Annotated in this window: 13 protein-coding genes and 1 tRNA gene; 7 read left to right on the top strand and 7 right to left on the bottom strand. The window is 69.1% G+C overall.

Annotated features, from left to right (window positions below):
* Positions 1-29: 29 nt before the first annotated feature.
* From gltB to pyk, 3 genes are read left to right on the top strand one after another with little or no spacing between them, the layout of a single operon-like run.
* Positions 30-4,565 carry a glutamate synthase large subunit gene (gene gltB / locus B7K22_RS09940; protein ID WP_084040103.1) on the top strand — a complete coding sequence of 1,512 codons (4,536 nt, stop codon included), beginning with the start codon at positions 30-32 and terminating at the stop codon, positions 4,563-4,565.
* The gene (locus tag B7K22_RS09935) at positions 4,558-6,024 is read left to right on the top strand and encodes a glutamate synthase subunit beta (RefSeq protein ID WP_084040102.1); all 1,467 of its coding nucleotides are present in this window, start codon (positions 4,558-4,560) and stop codon (positions 6,022-6,024) included. The genes gltB and B7K22_RS09935 overlap by 8 nt, the downstream gene beginning before the upstream one ends.
* Positions 6,025-6,066: 42 nt before the next feature.
* Positions 6,067-7,488, top strand: coding sequence for a pyruvate kinase (gene pyk, locus B7K22_RS09930; protein WP_084040101.1), 1,422 nt, complete (start codon positions 6,067-6,069; stop codon positions 7,486-7,488).
* A 72-nt stretch (positions 7,489-7,560) separates the two neighbouring features.
* Here pyk and B7K22_RS09925 read toward each other — a convergent pair whose 3' ends face one another.
* Positions 7,561-8,022 (bottom strand): methylglyoxal synthase, encoded by a 462-nt coding sequence (locus B7K22_RS09925; RefSeq protein ID WP_084040480.1) that lies wholly within the window; start codon positions 8,020-8,022, stop codon positions 7,561-7,563.
* 74 nt (positions 8,023-8,096) lie between these two features.
* A tRNA-Leu gene (locus B7K22_RS09920) sits at positions 8,097-8,170 on the bottom strand.
* A gap of 98 nt (positions 8,171-8,268) precedes the next feature.
* Here B7K22_RS09920 and B7K22_RS09915 point away from each other — a divergent pair.
* Both B7K22_RS09915 and B7K22_RS09910 read left to right on the top strand, forming a co-directional pair.
* A complete protein-coding gene (locus tag B7K22_RS09915) occupies positions 8,269-8,898 on the top strand; it encodes an ANTAR domain-containing response regulator (protein ID WP_084040100.1) in 630 nt (209 codons plus the stop codon).
* A 201-nt stretch (positions 8,899-9,099) separates the two neighbouring features.
* A complete protein-coding gene (locus tag B7K22_RS09910) occupies positions 9,100-10,383 on the top strand; it encodes an ABC transporter substrate-binding protein (RefSeq protein ID WP_084040099.1) in 1,284 nt (427 codons plus the stop codon).
* A gap of 263 nt (positions 10,384-10,646) precedes the next feature.
* On the opposite strand, the gene B7K22_RS09905 is transcribed toward B7K22_RS09910, so the two are convergent.
* Genes B7K22_RS09905 through B7K22_RS12135 form a run of 5 tightly spaced genes read right to left on the bottom strand, consistent with a single transcriptional unit; the run spans position 10,647 to position 14,699 of the window.
* Positions 10,647-11,378 (bottom strand): ABC transporter ATP-binding protein, encoded by a 732-nt coding sequence (locus tag B7K22_RS09905; protein WP_084040098.1) that lies wholly within the window; start codon positions 11,376-11,378, stop codon positions 10,647-10,649.
* Positions 11,375-12,217 (bottom strand): ABC transporter ATP-binding protein, encoded by an 843-nt coding sequence (locus B7K22_RS09900; RefSeq protein WP_084040097.1) that lies wholly within the window; start codon positions 12,215-12,217, stop codon positions 11,375-11,377. The genes B7K22_RS09905 and B7K22_RS09900 overlap by 4 nt, the downstream gene beginning before the upstream one ends.
* Positions 12,210-13,184 (bottom strand): branched-chain amino acid ABC transporter permease, encoded by a 975-nt coding sequence (locus B7K22_RS09895; protein ID WP_084040096.1) that lies wholly within the window; start codon positions 13,182-13,184, stop codon positions 12,210-12,212. Before B7K22_RS09895 ends, B7K22_RS09900 begins: the two co-directional genes overlap by 8 nt.
* Before the next feature lies 1 nt (position 13,185).
* Positions 13,186-14,250 carry a branched-chain amino acid ABC transporter permease gene (locus tag B7K22_RS09890; protein ID WP_159448838.1) on the bottom strand — a complete coding sequence of 355 codons (1,065 nt, stop codon included), beginning with the start codon at positions 14,248-14,250 and terminating at the stop codon, positions 13,186-13,188.
* 41 nt (positions 14,251-14,291) lie between these two features.
* Positions 14,292-14,699 (bottom strand): PaaI family thioesterase, encoded by a 408-nt coding sequence (locus B7K22_RS12135; RefSeq protein WP_159448837.1) that lies wholly within the window; start codon positions 14,697-14,699, stop codon positions 14,292-14,294.
* Between the two features lie 18 nt (positions 14,700-14,717).
* Between B7K22_RS12135 and polA the strand changes: the two genes are divergently transcribed.
* Positions 14,718-17,375 carry a DNA polymerase I gene (polA, locus tag B7K22_RS09885; protein WP_255372182.1) on the top strand — a complete coding sequence of 886 codons (2,658 nt, stop codon included), beginning with the start codon at positions 14,718-14,720 and terminating at the stop codon, positions 17,373-17,375.
* A 10-nt stretch (positions 17,376-17,385) separates the two neighbouring features.
* Positions 17,386-18,405: a 6-phosphofructokinase gene (locus B7K22_RS09880; protein ID WP_084040093.1), complete on the top strand. Its 1,020-nt coding sequence runs from the start codon at positions 17,386-17,388 to the stop codon at positions 18,403-18,405.
* The last annotated feature ends 7 nt before the right edge of the window (positions 18,406-18,412 follow it).

Below are 18,412 nucleotides of genomic sequence, written 5' to 3'. Positions count from 1 at the left end.
ATGCCCCGAGGACGGCTAAGGACGGTGTGATGGCCGCGCAGTTCCGCGTTCACCAGCCCCAGAAGGGGCTGTACGACCCCGCGTTCGAGCACGACGCGTGCGGTGTCGCCTTCGTGGCGACCCTGCGCGGCACGCCGGGCCGGGACATCGTCGACAACGGACTGACGGCCCTCAAGAACCTCGAGCACCGCGGCGCCGTGGGCGCCGAGACCGAGACCGGCGACGGCGCAGGAATCCTCACGCAGGTCCCGGACCGGTTCCTGCGCTCGGTGGTCGACTTCGAGCTGCCCGAGGTGGGCGCCTACGCCGTCGGCATCGCCTTCCTCACGCCAGGCGCGGAGGACGCGGAGGTGCGCGTCTTCGAGGACGCCGCCACGGCGGAGGGCGCACGCGTGCTCGGTTGGCGCGACGTGCCGGTCAACCCCGAGCCGCTGGGCCCGTCGGCGCGCGCGGCGATGCCGACGTTCCGCCAGGTGTTCCTCGTGGCCGACGACCTGCGCGGGATCGACCTCGACCGCCGCATCTACCGCGTGCGCAAGCGCGCGGAGAAGGCCGGCGGCCCGTTCTTCGCCTCGCTGTCGAGTCGCACCCTGACCTACAAGGGCATGCTCACGACCTACCAGCTCGAGCAGGTCTTCCCCGACGTGACGCACGAGCTCTTCGAGTCCGAGCTCGCGCTCGTGCACTCGCGCTTCTCGACCAACACCTTCCCCTCCTGGCCCCTCGCGCAGCCCCTGCGAGGCATCGCGCACAATGGCGAGATCAACACGGTGCAGGGCAACCGCAACTGGATCACCGCGCGCGAGGGCACCATGTCCTCCGAGCTGCTGGGGGACATGGCGGACCTGATGCCCATCTGCACGCCCTCGGCGTCGGACACCGCGTCCTTCGACGAGGTGCTCGAGCTGCTCCACCTGGGCGGTCGCTCGCTGCCGCACGCCGTGCTGATGATGATGCCCGAGGCATGGCAGAACAACGACGAGATGGATCCCGCCAGGCGCGCGTTCTACGAGTACCACTCGGCGCTCATGGAGGCCTGGGACGGTCCCGCCGCGCTGCACTTCACCGACGGCACGGTGATCGGCGCCACGCTCGACCGCAACGGGCTGCGTCCGGGCCGGTTCTGGCTCACCGACGACGGCCTGGTGATCGCGGGCTCCGAGGCCGGGCTGCTCGACATCGACCCCGCGAAGGTGGTGCGTAAGGGTCGCCTGCAGCCAGGTCGCATGCTGCTGGTCGACACCAAGGCAGGACGCATCGTCGAGGACGAGGAGATCAAGTCCAAGCTCGCCGCCGAGCACCCGTACGAGGACTGGGTGCGGGACAACGCCGTGCGCCTCGCGGACGTGCCCGACCGCGAGCACGTGGTCCACTCGCGCGCCTCCGTCAAGCGCCGTCAGCGCGCGTTCGGATACACGGAGGAGGAGCTCAAGAAGCTGCTCGGCCCCATGGCTCGCGAGGGCCTCGAGCCGCTGGGAGCCATGGGCTCCGACACCCCCATCGCGGTGCTGTCGAGCCGCCCCCGCCTGCTGTTCGACTACTTCACGCAGATGTTCGCGCAGGTCACCAACCCGCCCCTGGACTCGATCCGCGAGGAGATCGTCACGGCGATCGGCGGCGCGATCGGGCCCGAGCCCAACCTGCTCGAGGCCACGCCGGAGCACGCCCGCAAGATCCTGCTCGACTTCCCCGTGATCGACAACGACGAGCTCGCCAAGATCCTCCACATCGACGCCGATCCGAGCCTGCGTGGCGTGTTCTCGGCTCGCAAGATCCGCGGCCTGTATCGGGTGCGCGACGGTCACGAGGGGCTCGAGCGCCGGCTGTCGGACATCTTCGACGAGGTCGATCAGGCCATCAAGGAGGGCGTGTCCTTCATCGTCCTGTCCGACCGCGACTCGAACCAGGACTTCGCGCCCATCCCGTCGCTGCTCATGACATCGGCCGTGCATCACCACCTGGTCCGCAACCACTCGCGGACCCGTGCCTCGCTCATCGTCGAGGCGGGGGACGTGCGCGAGGTGCACCACGTCGCGCTGCTGATCGGCTACGGCTGCGCCGCAGTCAACCCCTACCTGGCCATGGAGACCGTCGAGGAGATGGCCCAGCGCGGCTACCTCGGAGACGTCACTGGTCACCAGGCGGTGCGCAACCTCATCAAGGCGCTCGGCAAGGGCGTGCTGAAGATCATGTCCAAGATGGGCATCTCGACCATCGCCTCCTACCGTGGGGCGCAGGTGTTCGAGGCCATCGGGCTGTCGCGCGAGTTCGTGGGCCGCCACTTCGTGGGGACCCCCAGCCAGATCGACGGCGTGGGTATCGACGTGATCGCGCAGGAGGTCGCGCTGCGCCACGCCGATGCGTACCCGCCCTCGGGCGAGCTGCCGCCTCACCAGCGCCTCAAGTCCGGCGGTGAGTACCAGTGGCGCCGCGACGGCGAGGAGCACCTGTTCGACCCGCACACGGTCTTCACCCTCCAGCACGCGACGCGTTCGCGCCGCTACGACGTGTTCCGCGAGTACACGGATCGCGTCGACGGCCAGGCCAAGCGCCTGATGACGCTGCGCGGGCTGCTCGAGTTCGCGTCCGACCGCGAGCCCATCTCGATCGACGAGGTCGAGCCCGTGAGCGAGATCGTCAAGCGCTTCAACACGGGCGCCATGTCGTATGGCTCGATCTCCGCCGAGGCTCACGAGACCCTCGCCATCGCGATGAATCGGTTGGGCGGACGGTCCAACACCGGCGAGGGCGGCGAGTCGCCCGAGCGCCTCTACGACCCGGAGCGCCGCAGCTCGATCAAGCAGGTCGCCTCGGGCCGCTTCGGCGTGACCAGCGAGTACCTGGTGAACGCGGACGACATCCAGATCAAGCTCGCGCAGGGCGCCAAGCCGGGCGAGGGCGGCCAGCTGCCCGGCAACAAGGTGTACCCCTGGGTCGCGGAGACACGGCACTCGACCCCTGGCGTGGGCCTCATCTCGCCCCCGCCGCACCACGACATCTACTCGATCGAGGACCTCAAGCAGCTCATCCACGACCTCAAGAACGCGAACCCGCAGGCTCGCATCCACACCAAGCTGGTGTCGGAGGTGGGCGTCGGCACCATCGCGGCGGGCGTGGCGAAGTGCAAGTCCGACGTGGTGCTGATCTCGGGACAGGACGGCGGCACCGGCGCAAGCCCTCTCAACTCGCTCAAGCATGCAGGCGCGCCCTGGGAGATCGGCCTCGCTGACACGCAGCAGACCCTGGTGCTCAACGACCTGCGCGACCGCATCGTGGTCCAGGTCGACGGCCAGATGAAGACCGGCCGCGACGTCGTCATCGCGGCGCTGCTGGGTGCCGAGGAGTTCGGCTTCGCGACCGCCCCGCTGGTGGTCGAGGGCTGCATCATGATGCGCGTGTGCCACCTCGACACCTGCCCGGTGGGGGTGGCGACGCAGAACCCCGAGCTGCGTTCGCGCTTCACCGGCCAGGTGGACTTCGTCGTGACGTTCTTCGAGTTCATCGCCGAGCAGGTGCGCGAGCACCTCGCCGCCCTGGGCTTCCGCACCATCGCCGAGGCCGTGGGCCATGTCGAGGCGCTGGATGCGCGCCAGGCCATCGAGCACTGGAAGGCGTCTGGCCTCGATCTCGCGCCCATCCTCGCGCGTCCCGAGCCCGGCCGGGCGCTCATCAGCGCCACCACTCAGGATCACGGCCTCGAGGTCGCGCTCGACCAGGAGCTGATCAAGCGCTGCGAGCCCGCCCTCGAGAGCAGGGAGCCCGTCGCGTTCGACGTGCCGATCCGCAACGTCAACCGCACCGTCGGCACCATGCTCGGGCACGAGGTGACCAAGCGCTACCGCGGCGAGGGACTGCCGGACGGCACCATCGACATCACCTTCACCGGCTCCGCCGGGCAGTCCTTCGGTGCCTTCGTGCCCAAGGGGATCACGCTGCGACTCGTGGGCGACGGCAACGACTACGTTGCCAAGGGGCTGTCGGGCGGCCGCGTGATCGTGCGCCCGCACCGCGAGTCGATGATGGATGACTCGAAGGACGTGATCGCGGGCAACGTCATCGGCTATGGCGCGACCGACGGGGAGATCTTCCTGCGCGGGCAGGTGGGCGAGCGATTCCTCGTCCGCAACTCCGGGGCGGTCGCGGTGGTCGCGGGCGTGGGCGATCACGCTCTCGAGTACATGACCGGCGGCACCGCGGTGATCCTGGGCCGCACGGGACGCAACCTGGGCGCCGGCATGTCGGGCGGCACGGCGTACGTGCTCGACCTGCGCACCGAGCGCGTGAACGCGATGGCGCTGGCGGCGGGCGAGCTGACGCTCGGCCCGCTCGACGCGGAGGACGAGACCATCGTGCGGACGCTGCTCGAGCGCCATCACGGCTACACCGAGTCCCCTCGCGCCAAGGAGCTGCTGACGCATTGGGACGAGGCTCGTACGCGCTTCACCCGCGTGCTGCCGGCCCAGTATGCCCGTGTCCGTGACGCCCTCGCCGAGCTCGAGGCGACCGGCGGAGACCTGCGCGCCCCCGGCGCGTGGGCCGAGTTCCTGGAGGTGACCCGTGGCTGATCCGCGCGGCTTCCTCAAGCATCGCGAGCGCGAGACGCCCGCGTACCGCCCTGTGCCCGTGCGCCTCCTCGACTGGAAGGAGGTGCGCGACGACCTCACCCGCGACGAGCCCACGCTGCGCCGCCAGGCGAGCCGCTGCATGGACTGCGGCATCCCGTTCTGCCATCAGGGCTGCCCGCTCGGCAACATCATCCCCGAGTGGAACGACCTGGTGCGGGAGGGGCAGTGGGACGACGCCATCGAGCGCCTCCACGCCACCAACAACTTCCCCGAGTTCACCGGCCGCATCTGCCCGGCTCCGTGCGAGACCTCGTGCGTCCTCGGCATCAATCAGCCGCCCGTGACGATCAAGAACATCGAGGTCGAGATCATCGATCACGCCTTCGAGCGCGGCACGGTGATCCCGCACATCCCGCAGCGCCAGACCGGCAAGACCATCGCGGTGGTGGGCTCGGGGCCGGCGGGCCTGGCGGCGGCGCAGCAGCTGACCCGCGCGGGCCACACGGTGCGCGTCTACGAGAAGGACGACCGCCTGGGCGGCCTGCTGCGCTACGGCGTGCCGGACTTCAAGCTCGACAAGCTGCACATCGAGCGCCGCATCGAGCAGATGGATGCCGAGGGCACCCGGTTCCGCACGGGCGTGGAGATCGGCAAGGACATCACGTGGGACGAGCTGAGGGCGCGCTACGACGCCGTCCTGGTCGCGACCGGCGCTCCGGCGCCGCGCGACCTCCCCGTCCCCGGCCGCGACCTCGACGGCATCCATTATGCGATGCCGTACCTGCACCAGGGCAACCAGGCCGTGGCAGGGGACGAGGTCCCCGACCAGGTCCACGCGCGCGGCAAGCATGTGATCGTGATCGGCGGCGGCGACACCGGCTCCGACTGCATCGGCACGGCGCTGCGCCAGGGCGCCGCGTCCGTCACGACGCTCGCGATCGGCAAGCAGCTGCCCATGGAGCGGCCCGACGGCCAGCCGTGGCCCACGGATCCGCGCGTCCACGACATCTCGTCGAGCCACGAGGAGGGCGGCACCCGGGAGTTCCTCGCGTCGACCGTCGAGTTCGTCGGCGACGAGCACGGCCACGTGCGCTCGCTCAAGGTCGCGACCACGCAGTACAACCCCGACGGCTCGCGCACGCCGACTCCCGGCACCGAGCGCGAGGTGCCGGCGGACCTGGTGCTCATCGCCATGGGATTCACCGGTCCCGAGACCGAGGAGATCCAGTCGCAGTCCGGCGTGGCGATCACCGACCGCGGCCAGTTCCAGCGCGGCGCCGACTACGCCACCAACGTCGACGGCGTGTTCGTCGCCGGGGACGCGGGGCGCGGCGCCTCGCTCGTGGTGTGGGCCATCGCGGAGGGCCGCGCGGCCGCCGCGGCGATCGACGAGTACCTGCTGGGCAGCACGGAGCTGCCCTCTCCGGTCACCGCTCACACGCAGGCGATCCGGGCCTAGATTCCGAGGCGCGTCTGCGCCACACCCACTAAGTTGGAGAACATGCGAAACGCAAAGATCGTCTGCACCATCGGCCCTGCCACGGCCTCCATCGAGAACATGCGCCTGCTCGTCGCGGCAGGCATGGATGTGGCCCGCATCAACCGCTCGCACGGCTCGACGGAGGAGCACGAGCGGGTCTACGCCAACGTTCGCCAGGCTGCCGACGAGGCCGGCCGCAACGTCGCCGTGCTGGTCGACCTGCAGGGGCCAAAGATCAGGCTCGAGAAGTTCGCCGACGGCCCCCACGAGCTCGCGGTCGGCGACGTGTTCACCATCACGACGCGTGACGTCGAAGGCACCAAGGACATCTGCGGCACCACGTTCAAGGGGCTGCCGGGCGACTGCTCGCCCGGCGACACGCTCCTCATCGACGATGGCAAGGTTCGCCTCGAGGTCACGGAGATCGTCGACGGCACCGACGTCGTCACCAAGGTCATCGTGCCGGGCCCGGTGTCCAACAACAAGGGCATCAACCTTCCCGGGGTCGCGGTCTCCGTGCCCGCGCTGTCGGAGAAGGACGAGGACGACCTGCGCTGGGGCCTGGGCATCGGCGCCGACTTCATCGCGCTGTCCTTCGTGCGCTCCGCGAAGGACTACGAGGACGTCGCACGCATCATGGCCGAGGAGGGCATCACGATCCCCGTGGTCGCCAAGGTCGAGAAGCCTCAGGCCGTCGACAACCTCGAGGAGATCGTGGACGCGTTCGACGGCATCATGGTCGCGCGCGGCGACCTCGGCGTCGAGCTGCCCCTCGAGGAGGTGCCGCTGGTCCAGAAGCGCGCCATCGAGCTGTGCCGCGCCAACGCCAAGCCCGTGATCGTCGCGACCCAGGTGCTGGAGTCGATGACGCACTCACCGGTGCCCACGCGCGCCGAGACGTCGGACTGCGCGAACGCGATCCTCGACGGCACGGACGCCGTGATGCTCTCCGGCGAGACCTCCGTGGGCGATTTCCCGATCGTGACCGTGGAGACCATGGCGCGCATCGTGCGCAACACGGAGGAGAAGGGCTTCACCCGCATCGCGCCGTTCCTCACGACGCCGAAGACGCGCGGCGGCGCCGTGACTCACGCGGCCGCGGAGATCGCGGAGGTCCTGGACATCAAGTACATCATCACGTTCACGCAGTCGGGTGACTCGGCGCTGCGCATGGCGCGCCTGCGCCCAAGCGTGCCCATGCTGGCCTTCACGCCGGACGCGAAGACCCAGAAGCGGCTGGCGCTCAGCTGGGGCGTGCGTGCGGCGCTCGTGGATCGCGTCGACTCGACGGACGACATGGTCAACCTGGTGGACTCGTACCTCAAGAAGAACGAGATGGCGTCCGACGGCGAGTACGTCGTGGTGGTCTCGGGCACCCCGGTGGGCGTGCCCGGCACCACGAACTCCATCTTCGTCCACAAGGTCGGACAGGTGCGCGGCTGACAGCAGCCTCGATCGGCTCACGCGACGGCGGCCCGTGACCTGCTCTTGCAGGTGGCGGGCCGCAGCCGTCTGTCAGGACGTGGCTCCCGGACGGCCGAACTGGTCGGGATCGCGCGGGGGCAGCTGCGGCGCCGCGCGCTCGTACTCCGCGCGGAACAGGGGAGAGGCGATGATGTAGTCCGCGGTCGCGAGGTTGGTGGCCATGGGGATGTTCCACACGGTTCCCAGTCTCAGCAGCGCCTTCACGTCCGGATCGTGCGGCTGGGCCTCGAGCGGGTCCCACAGGAAGATGAGCAGGTCGATGCCGCCCTCGGCGATACGAGCGCCGATCTGCTGATCGCCGCCGATGGGGCCGGACAGGAACCGGTGGATCGGCAGCTTGAGGGCGTTCGCGAGCATGGCGCCGGTGGTGCCCGTCGCATAGAGGGAGTGCTCCGACAGCGAGCCGCGGTTGAAGGTCGCCCACGCGAGCAGGTCGTCCTTCTTGTGATCGTGCGCGACGAGCGCGATGTGGCGCGTGACATGTGAAGCCATGGGTGCCCTCCGTTCTCGCGCCGTGGTGACGGTCGTGACCACGGTGATGAGCGCATCGGCGCTGATGCGCTCCGTGCCCCGAGTGGGATTCGAACCCACACTGGAACGGGTTTGAGCCGTTTGCCTCTGCCAGTTGGGCTATCGGGGCGGCGAACCAAGGCTAGCGGCTGCGCGCTCGCCGCGGTGACACCGCGGCGCCGATGCGCCGGTTGGGTCAAGTCGCCTGATGTTCAGTAGGCTGGGGGTGTGACTGACACGAACGACACCCCTCCCGTCGCCGAGCCCGCCGTAGCCAAGAAGCGCCGCGCGGTGGTGGCGGAGGACGAGGCCCTCATCCGCATGGACATCGTCGAGACCCTCACCGAGGCCGGCTACGACGTCGTGGGCGAGGGGGCCAATGGCGAGGAGGGCGTGGCGCTCGCCATCGAGCACGAGCCCGACGTCGTCGTCATGGATATCAAGATGCCCGTCATGGACGGCATCACCGCTGCCGAGAAGATCGCGGCGGAGCGTGTGGCGCCGGTGGTCCTGCTCACCGCCTTCAGCCAGACCGAGCTCGTCGAGCGCGCCCGCGACGCCGGCGCGATGGCCTACGTCGTCAAGCCCTTCACGCCGGCCGATCTGCTACCGGCCGTGGAGATCGCCGCGTCGCGGTTCGCGGAGATCCGCGCGCTCGAGTCGGAGATCGCCGACATCACCGAGCGCATGGAGACCCGCAAGAAGGTGGAGCGCGCCAAGGGCCTGCTGATGGAGAACATGCGGCTCAACGAGCCCGAGGCCTTCCGCTGGATCCAGAAGACGTCGATGGACCGCCGCCTCACCATGCGCGAGGTCGCCGAGGCCGTCATCGACCAGATGGGCAGCGCGAAGAAGTAGCCCTGCCGCGCACGTTTCGCGCGTTGCACGGGGGTGCGGAATGCTCAAACTGGCCGAAACGGCGGCGCCAGGTCACAAAATCGTGATGCTTGAGACGCACAGAAGAAATGTGCTTTCGCTACGGTGATCCCTAAGGCCACCGGGGACCGTCCCCGGGGCCTCTTGACTGGCGGAGAACCCGCCGGTGTGGAGGGAACAACCATGGCACGATGGAACACCATCGCGCGCGGCGCGGCTTTCGCGGCCGCCGCCTCGCTCGCCCTCGCTGCCTGCTCGTCTGACGACGGCAGCGAAGGCGATCCGACCGACGGGACGGGGAACGAGACAGGCGCGACGGGCGACCCGTTGAAGATCGGCAGCTTCCTGCCGATCACCGGAACCCTCGCGTTCCTGGGCCCGCCTGAGATCGCCGGTGTGGACGTGGCTATCGACGAGATCAACGAGGCCGGCGGCGTCTTCGGCTCCGACGTCGAGATCCTCCACACGGACTCGCACGACGCGAACAACCCCTCGATCGGTGACCAGTCGATCACGGAGCTCGTGAACGCGGAGGTCTCCGCGATCATCGGTGCCGCGTCGTCGGCATCGACGCTGCTCGTCATCGACGACGTCGACGCGGCCGGGATCGTGATGGTCTCGCCCGCCAACACGTCGACGTCGCTCAGCGGCTACTCCGACTACTACTTCAGGACCGCTCCGCCGGACACCGCCCAGGGCGCCGCCGTCGCCGACCTGATGATGCAGGATGGCGCGCAGAACATCGCGATCCTCGTCCAGGGCGACGACTACGGCGTGTCGTTCAGGGACGTGGTCCAGGAGCGTGTCGAGGGCGCCGGCGGAACGATCACCTACGGCACGTCCGGCGAGGAGATCGACCCTGCTGGCGGCAACTTCGCCGCGAACGTCGAGGGCGCTCTGGCGACCAACCCCGACGCGATCCTGATGATCGCGTTCGACGTGACCGCCCAGATCATCCCTCAGATCGACAGCGCCGGCTACGACATGTCCAAGGTCTACATGTCCGACGGCAACACGTCGGACTGGTCGGAGTCGTTCGAGCCCGGCACCCTCGAGGGCGGCAAGGGCACGATCCCCGGCTCCGCTCCCACCGACGAGTTCAAGGCTCGCCTCGACGAGGCCGCCGGCGAGACGCTGACGGACGTGTCGTACGCGAACGAGTCCTACGACGCGGTCATGCTGGTCGCCCTCGCGGCGCTGCAGGGTGGCTCGTCCGACCCGGACGTCATCAAGGACAACATGGCCTCGGTGTCGGGTGCTGACGGTGGCACGGAGTGCACCGGTTGGTCCGAGTGCGCCGACCTCATCGAGTCCGGCGAGACCATCGCCTACCAGGCGCTGTCGGCCTCGGGTCCGTTCGACGAGAACAACGACCCGACCTCGGCGCTCATCGGCGTGTGGCAGTACGACGAGAACAACGTGCCGTCACGCATCGACGAGGTCGCCTGGGAGGCGGACTCGGAGTAGAGCCTGAGCCGTCACCGACGGTCAGACTCGTCAGACAGCGGGCCCCCGGTTCATCGACCGGGGGCCCGCTGTCGCGTGCGCGCGCTGCTCACGCCCTGCGCGCGACTGCGAAACCGCCCTCCTGCACCCGCATCGGCCGCTGACCTTGAGCTGCGATCCAGAACTCTCAGCGACACCGCTCGGACAGCGCGCACGGGCGGGGACGCGCGATTGCCCCCGGACGCCGCACGTGACGGCCGGGGGCGTGGGAGGTGCGTCGACCGCTAGGCGCCCAGCGTTCCCAGGTAGAGTTCGATGACCTTGGGATCCTTGAGCAGCGCGCGGCCCTCGGCGGAGTAGGCGGCCGTGCCCTGGTCCAGCACATAGCCGCGGTCGCAGATCTGCAGGCAGCGTCGCGCGTTCTGCTCGACCATGATGACGGTGACGCCCGTCCTGTTGATCTCGCGGGTGCGCACGAAGGTCTCGTCCTGACGTGCGGGCGACAGGCCGGCGCTCGGCTCGTCGAGCAGCAGCACCTTGGGGTCCATCATCAGCGCACGCGCCATCGCGAGCATCTGCCGCTCGCCGCCGGACAGCGATCCTGCACGCTGGCTCTTGCGCTCGATGAGCACCGGGAACAGGTCGCCCACGACCTCCATGCGCTCCCTGAAGGCCTTGGGACGCTGGTACGCGCCCATCTCGAGGTTCTCCTCGATCGACAGGGTGGGAAACACGTTGTTGGTCTGCGGGACGAAGCCGATGCCCTGCTTCACGAGCTGGTCGGCTCGCATGTTCGTGATGTCCTCGCCGGCGAGGGTGAAGGTGCCCTCGGACACGGGCACCAGCCCGAACAGTGCTTTCAGCAGCGTCGACTTGCCGGCGCCATTGGGCCCGATGATGCCCACGAGCTCGCCCTGGTGGACCTCGAGCGAGCAGCCGTTGAGGATGGTGACGCCGGGGATGTAGCCCGCGTACACATCGTCCGCGACGATCAGCGGGTCGCCGTTGTCCGTCATGACTGATCCTCCGAGAGGTCGGTGTCGTGGTGCTCGCCCAGGTAGGCGTCCTGGACCGCGGGGTTCTGCATCACCGTCGAGGCGGGTCCCTCGGCGATGATCGACCCTTGAGCCATGACGGCCACCCAGTCCGAGATGCGGCGCACCATGTGCATGTCGTGTTCGACGAAGAGCACCGTCATGCCTTCGTCCTTGAGCTCGACGATGTGCTCGAGGAGCGACTCCGTCAGAGCGGGGTTCACGCCCGCCATGGGCTCGTCGAGCATCACCATCGTGGGGCTGGCCATCAGGGCACGGGCCATCTCCAGGAGCTTGCGCTGGCCACCCGAGAGCACGCCAGCCGACTCGTCGCGCTTCTCGTACAGCTTGAACCGCTGCAGCAGGTCCTCGGCTCGCTCGGTCACCTCCGCCTCGCGCTTCTTCCACATCGGGGGAGCGAAGGCGGTGAGCAGGCTCTCGCCTGGCTGGTGCTGGGCGCCGAGCCGCATGTTCTCCATGACGCTCATGCCCTCGAGGGCCTTGGTGAGCTGGAACGTGCGCACCATGCCGGCACGCGCCACCTTGTGCGGCGGCATGCGTCGCAGCGCGGTGCCGTCGAAGGTGCCGGCGCCCTCCTGGGCCTGATCGAAGCCGGTCAGGAGGTTGAAGAACGTGGACTTGCCAGCGCCGTTCGGTCCGATGAGCGCGGTGATGGTGTGACGCTGGACCTCGAAGTGGCTCACGTCGACGGCGGTGAGTCCGCCGAACCTCCGCACCACGCCGTCGGCCACGAGGATCGGGTCCGGCTTCGCCACACCGGGCTCGTGAGCGACATCGGCGAAGACTGTCGTGTCAGGCATGGAACGCCAACTCCCTCTTGTTGCCCAGGATTCCTTGCGGTCTGAACACCACGATCAGGATGAGCGCGGTGCCGACCAGCATGAGTCCGAAAGGCTCGATGGCCGTGGACGGCAGGATGGACTCGGGGATGAAGGCCTTCGACACGGCTCGCACGAGCGACAGCGCCGACCAGAAGAGCACCGAGCCGAGCACCGGGCCGAACACCGTCGCGGCCCCGCCCATCAGCAGGATCGTCCAGATCCAGAAGGTCGTGGGGCGGCCCATCGAGTCGGCGACGACAGCGCTGCCGTGCGCCCAGATGATGCCGCCCAGCGCGCCGATCACGCCGCCGATGATGAGCGCCTGCATCTTGTACCAGTAGACGCTCTTGCCGAGCGCGCGGACGGCGTCCTCGTCCTCGCGGATGCCCTTGAGCACTCGTCCCCAGGGGGAGTTCGACAGGCGCCAGAAGATCACCAGGAGAGCCGCGACGAGCGTCCACGCGACCACCCGGAGCCACCACGAGTCCGACGCCGAGCCGTGGTAGGTCAGCGGGCCGATCGTGATGCGTTCGTCGGGGAACGGCGACAGCGACTCGAGTGGATCCTTGTAGTCGTTGCCCTTGATGCCCAGCGAGCCGCCGGTGATGTCGATGAGCGAGTTGGAGCGGCCGACGTACCGCACGATCTCGGCCGCCGCGATCGTCACGATCGCCAGGTAGTCCCCGCGCAGCTTCAGCGTGGGCCAGCCCAGCAGCAGGCCGAACACCATGGCGACGCCGATGGCGACGAGGATGCCGGCCCACATTGGCAGGCCCTCGCGAATGGAGATCGCGTAGCCGTACATGCCCAGCAGCATGAAGCCTGCCTGACCCATGTTCAGCAGGCCCGTGAGCCCGAAGTGGAAGTTGAGGCCGATGGCGGCTATCGCGAACGCCGCCGTCGCAGGAGCGAGCATCTGGTCGAGCGCATTGATGAGGATGTCCATGTCAGCCCACCCGTTCCTTCCTGCCAAGGATGCCTTGTGGTCTGACCAGCAGCACGAGGATGAGGATGCCCAGTGCTGACGCGTACCGCATGTCGGGCGCGATGATGACCGTCGAGACCTCCGCGACGACGCCGACCACGAGCGCACCCACGAGCGCGCCGAAGGCCTGGCCGAGCCCGCCGAGCGTGACCGCCGCGAACATCAGCAGCAGGATGCGTGCGCCAGAGTCGAAGCCGACGCCCTGGTCGAAGAGCGCGAGCAGGATGCCTCCGAGCCCCGCGAGAGCGGCGGCCATCACCCACACCAGGCGGATGATGCCATCGACCCTGATCCCCGACGCGGCTGCCAGGGCGGGATTGTCGGAGATCGCGCGGGTCGCGCGGCCACGGCGGGTCTTCAGCAGGAACAGCGCGACCGCGAGCAGGGCGATCGCGGCGATGACGACCGACATCAGCGTCTGCGTGCCGATGTAGAAGTTGCCGAACGTGATGCGGTCACCCGACGACGCCGTCAGGCGCACGCGCCGAGCGCCCATCCACCACTGGAGCAAGTTGAGCAGCGCGAGCGACAGGCCGATGCTCACGATCATCTGCTGGAGCACCGCGACGCGCCGCCGTCGGAGAGGGTTCCAGAGGAACCGGTCCTGCAGCCACCCGGTGCCACCCGCGATGATGACGGCGAGGATCGCGCCGAGCCACAGCGGCAGGCCGATGGTGAACGTCCCGGGCACCAGCGGTATGGACACCGGCTGGTCCGTGGTCAGGAAGAACGCCAGCAGCGCGCCGAACGTGACCTGCTCGCCGTGGGCGAAGTTGCTCAGCCCTGTGGTGCCGTAGATCAGCGACAGCCCCACGGATGCGAGGGCGAGAAGCACGCCGAACGCGAGGCCGTTGATGACGTTCTGGACGAGCAGGGTGGACGTCGACGTGCCAGGCGGCACGGGCTCGACGGTCCCGGCCGCAGCGGACCCCGACCCGAAGATGAAGGTGGCCCCGATGAAGGCGGCCGCAGCGATGAGCAGCAGGGCGGCCGCCCTGAGGAATCGCTTGTCTAGCTCTATTCTCACGTGTTTCCCCTCCGTGTAGGCCACACGATAGCGCCGCTGTGTTACCGGCTTGTTTTGAGCAGGCACGTCAGTCGCGCCGTTGCGACCGCCTTGCCCGATTCGTCCGTGATGGTGATGGCGTAGGTCGCGACCCTGCGACCGAGGTGAAGCGCGGTCGCCTCGCCCCAGACCGTGCCCTCGCTCACGGCTCGATGGTGGGTGATGGACAGGTCCACGCCGACGGCCTGCCCATCGGGCCGCGCGTGAGCCATGGCCGCGAACGAGCCGAGCGTCTCCGCCAGGACGGCCGATGCGCCGCCGTGGAGCAGTCCATATGGCTGCGTGTTGCCCGCGACGGGCATCGAGCCCGTCGCTCGCTCGGCCCCGACGGAGTCGACCGTGATGCCCATGCGCTCCATGAGGGTGCCCGCCAGCGTCGAGGCGAGCGACACATCGTTGATGTCGGCCATAGAGGATAGGTTGGCACAGTGAGCGAGCAAGAAAGACCAACCCTGCTGCTGATCGACGGATTGTCGATGGCGTTCCGCGCGTTCTTCGGGCTTCCCGTCGAGAACTTCGCGACCTCGACAGGCGTGCCCACCAACGCTGTCTACGGGTTCACCACGATGCTCGCGACCCTCATGCGCGAGCATCAGCCCACGCATGTCGCGGTCGCGTTCGACCTGCCGGGCGGCACCTTCCGCACCGAGCGTCTTCCCTCCTACAAGGGCACGCGCGACGTCACGCCGCCCGAGTTCGAGCCCCAGGTGCCGCTCATCAGGGAGATGCTCGACGCGATGGGCATCGCCGCGGTCGACAAGGAGCGCTTCGAGGCGGACGATCTGCTCGCGACCTATGCGCGGCTCGGGCGCGAGGCCGGGATGGACGTGCTCGTCGTGTCGGGCGACCGCGACACCATCCAGCTGGTGACCGGCGAGGTGACCCTGCTCTACCCGCGCAAGGGCGTGTCCGACCTCGTGCGCTTCACTCCCGAGGCGGTGCACGAGAAGTATGGCGTCGAGCCGGGCCAGTACCCCGACCTGGCCGCACTGGTCGGCGAGACCAGCGACAATCTGCCTGGCGTGCCGGGCGTGGGGCCCAAGACGGCCGCGAAGTGGATCGGGGTCTACGGGGGACTGACGGGGGTCCTCGACGCCGCCGACGACGTGCCAGGCAAGGCGGGGGAGAGCCTGCGCGGCCACCTCGACCAGGTGCGCCTCAATCGCGAGCTCAACCATCTGCTGACGGACCTCGAGGTGCCGCTGGACCTGGACGCGCTGCGGTACGGGGGAGCGGACGCCGCCGCTATCCGCCAGGTCTGCGACGCGCTGCAGTTCCGCACCCTCCGCGATCGGCTGCTGCCGCTCGCCACGGGCGACTCGACCACTGGAGCGCCGGACGAGCCTGACGAGATCGACGTCGTCGTCGACGGAGCGGCCGATGCGGTGGTCGCCCTCGCAGGTCCGGTGACCGTGCACGTGGAGGGCAGGACGGGAGCGGACGCCGACGCGTGGGCGCTCGGGGTGGCACAGGGCGAGCGGGCGTGGGGAATCGACCTGGCCTCCCTGGATCCCGCGCGGGAGGCCGCGCTCAAGGCGTGGCTCGAGGATGCCGCGGTCGCGAAGACGCTGCACGCGGCCAAGGACGCGTGGCACGCGCTCGCGGCGCGCGGGATCGGACTGGCCGGCGTGGTCGGCGACACCCAGATCGCCGCATTCCTCGTGAACGCGGATCAACGCGGGTTCGATCTCGACTCCGTGCTCCAGCGGTACCTCGGCGTGAGCCTCGCGGCGGGAGCCGGCGGGAACGAGCTCGACCTGGGTCTCGACGCGAGCGCCGCGCAGTCCGCCGGTTCGACGGCCGCGCACGTCCTCCGCCTCGCCGCCGAGCTCGACGCCGAGGTGGAGCGGCGCGGCATGGGCGACCTGTACCGGGATGTCGAGATCCCGCTCGTGGCGGTCCTGTCCGCCATGGAGCATGCGGGGATCGCGATCGACCGCGACGCCCTCGACGAGCGAGCAGCGGCGGCCCGTTCGCGCGCGGACACGGCCGCGGAGGCCGCCTACGCCGCCATCGACGGCGAGCAGGTCAACCTGGGATCGCCCAAGCAGCTGCAGGAGGTGCTGTTCGAGCGCCTGGGCATGCCCAAGACCAAGAAGATCAAGACCGGGTACTCGACGGACGCATCGTCCCTGGCCGACCTCCAGGCCAAGAGCCCCCACCCCTTCCTGGAGGCTCTCCTCGCTCACAGGGACGCCAGCAAGCTCGCGCAGATCATCGAGACGCTCGCCAAGGAGGTGCGTGCCGACGGTCGCATCCACACCACCTTCTCCCAGGTGGTCGCGTCGACCGGGCGCCTGAGCTCGAAGGACCCGAACCTGCAGAACATCCCGATCCGCACGGAGGAGGGTCACCGCATCCGCGAGGCGTTCGTCGTGGGCGCCGGCTACGAGACGCTGCTGACCGCGGACTACAGCCAGATCGAGATGCGCATCATGGCGCACCTCAGTGGGGACGACGGGCTGATCGAGGCATTCAAGGCGGGGGAGGACCTGCACAGGTTCGTGGGGGCGAGGGTCTTCGGAGTGGAACCTGAGGACGTCTCCCCCGAGATGCGCTCCAAGGTCAAGGCCATGAGCTACGGGCTCGCGTACGGCCTGTCGTCCTTCGGGCTCGCGCGGCAGCTGTCGCTGCCCGTGGGCGAGGCGCAGGCGCTCATGGACGACTACTTCGCGCGCTTCGGGGGCGTGCGCGACTACCTGCGCACCGTCGTCGAGCGCGCGCGGGACGTGGGGTACACCGAGACCATCCTCGGGCGACGCCGGTACATCCCGGATCTCACGTCCACCAACCGCCAGCGCCGGGACATCGCGGAGAGGGTCGCGCTCAACGCGCCCATCCAGGGCAGCGCCGCCGACTTGATCAAGAAGGCGATGCTGGGCGTGGATCGCGCGCTGGCCGAGCAGGGTCTCGCATCGCGCCAGCTGCTGCAGGTGCACGACGAGCTCGTGGTCGAGGTCGCGCACGGGGAGCGCGATGCGGTCGAGGCGATCCTCGTGGAGCAGATGCACGGTGCCGGCGACCTGTCCGTGCCGCTCGACGTGCACGTCGGAGAGGGATCGAACTGGCGCACGGCCGGACACTAGGCTGGAGGCCATGCGCGTAGGAATCCTCACCGGCGGCGGGGACTGCCCCGGCCTGAATGCAGCCATCCGAGCCGTCGTGAAGCGCGGCACCGCCGAGCACGGCATGTCGATCGTGGGCTTCCGCAACGGCTGGGAGGGCGTCATCAACGGCGACGCCGTCCCGCTCACCAGGGACGATGTGAGCGGCATCCTCGTCCACGGCGGCACCATGCTCGGGACCGCTCGCTGCCACCCGCACAAGGAGGAGGGCGGCATCGAGGCCGTCCACCAGACCGTCGAGGACGAGAAGCTCGACGCCCTGATCTGCATCGGAGGGGATGGCACCCTGAAGGCCGCGTCGAAGGTGCACAAGTCAGGGGTGCCCGTGATCGGCATCCCCAAGACGATCGACAACGACGTGGTGGGCACGGACTCCTCGATCGGCTTCGACACCGCGGTGTCGATCGCGACCGAGGCGATCGACCGCCTCCACTCGACGGCCGAGTCGCACAATCGCGTGATGGTGGTCGAGCTCATGGGCCGCCACTGCGGCTGGATCGCGGTGACCGCCGGCATCGCGGGCGGCGCCGACATCATCCTCGCCCCGGAGTCCCCGTTCGACATTGACACCATCGGCAAGAAGATCCGCCACCGCCACCGCTACAAGGACTTCTCGATCGTGGCCGTCGCCGAGGGGGCGGTGCCCGCCGAGGGCAGCGCCTGGGACGCCTCGGACACCCTCGACGAGAAGGGCAACCCCATCGCGGGACAGGTCGGCGCCCAGGTCACGCGCGCCATCGAGCGCGTCACCGGCTTCCCGACGCGTCTCACGACCCTGGGCTACGTTCAGCGCGGCGGCGTTCCGACGGCGGCCGACCGTCTCCTGGCCACGCGCTTCGGCGTCGCAGCGATCGATGCCGCCGCCGCCGGCACCTTCGGCACGTTCACCGCACTGCGCGGCGAACAGGTGGAGATGCTCGACTTCTCGGTGATGGCAGGCAAGACCAAGTTCGTGCCGGAGGAGCTGCTGCAGACCGCCTGGGGGCTGTGAGCGCCCC

Source organism: Demequina sp. NBRC 110053 (genome assembly GCF_002090095.1).
Taxonomy (GTDB): domain Bacteria; phylum Actinomycetota; class Actinomycetes; order Actinomycetales; family Demequinaceae; genus Demequina.
The sequence above is the reverse complement of the archived record's forward strand: the minus strand, read 5'-3'. Positions and strand labels throughout refer to the sequence as shown.

Bases quoted from the DNA above. Each gene is read 5' to 3' on its own strand.
- gltB (WP_084040103.1), top strand. From the start codon at position 30: ATGGCCGCGCAGTTCCGCGTTCACCAGCCCCAGAAGGGGCTGTACGAC.
- pyk (WP_084040101.1), top strand. From the start codon at position 6,067: ATGCGAAACGCAAAGATCGTCTGCACCATCGGCCCTGCCACGGCCTCC.
- B7K22_RS09925 (WP_084040480.1), bottom strand. From the start codon at position 8,022: ATGGCTTCACATGTCACGCGCCACATCGCGCTCGTCGCGCACGATCAC.
- B7K22_RS09910 (WP_084040099.1), top strand. From the start codon at position 9,100: ATGGCACGATGGAACACCATCGCGCGCGGCGCGGCTTTCGCGGCCGCC.
- B7K22_RS09905 (WP_084040098.1), bottom strand. From the start codon at position 11,378: ATGACGGACAACGGCGACCCGCTGATCGTCGCGGACGATGTGTACGCG.
- B7K22_RS09900 (WP_084040097.1), bottom strand. From the start codon at position 12,217: ATGCCTGACACGACAGTCTTCGCCGATGTCGCTCACGAGCCCGGTGTG.
- B7K22_RS09895 (WP_084040096.1), bottom strand. From the start codon at position 13,184: ATGGACATCCTCATCAATGCGCTCGACCAGATGCTCGCTCCTGCGACG.
- B7K22_RS12135 (WP_159448837.1), bottom strand. From the start codon at position 14,699: ATGGCCGACATCAACGATGTGTCGCTCGCCTCGACGCTGGCGGGCACC.
- B7K22_RS09880 (WP_084040093.1), top strand. From the start codon at position 17,386: ATGCGCGTAGGAATCCTCACCGGCGGCGGGGACTGCCCCGGCCTGAAT.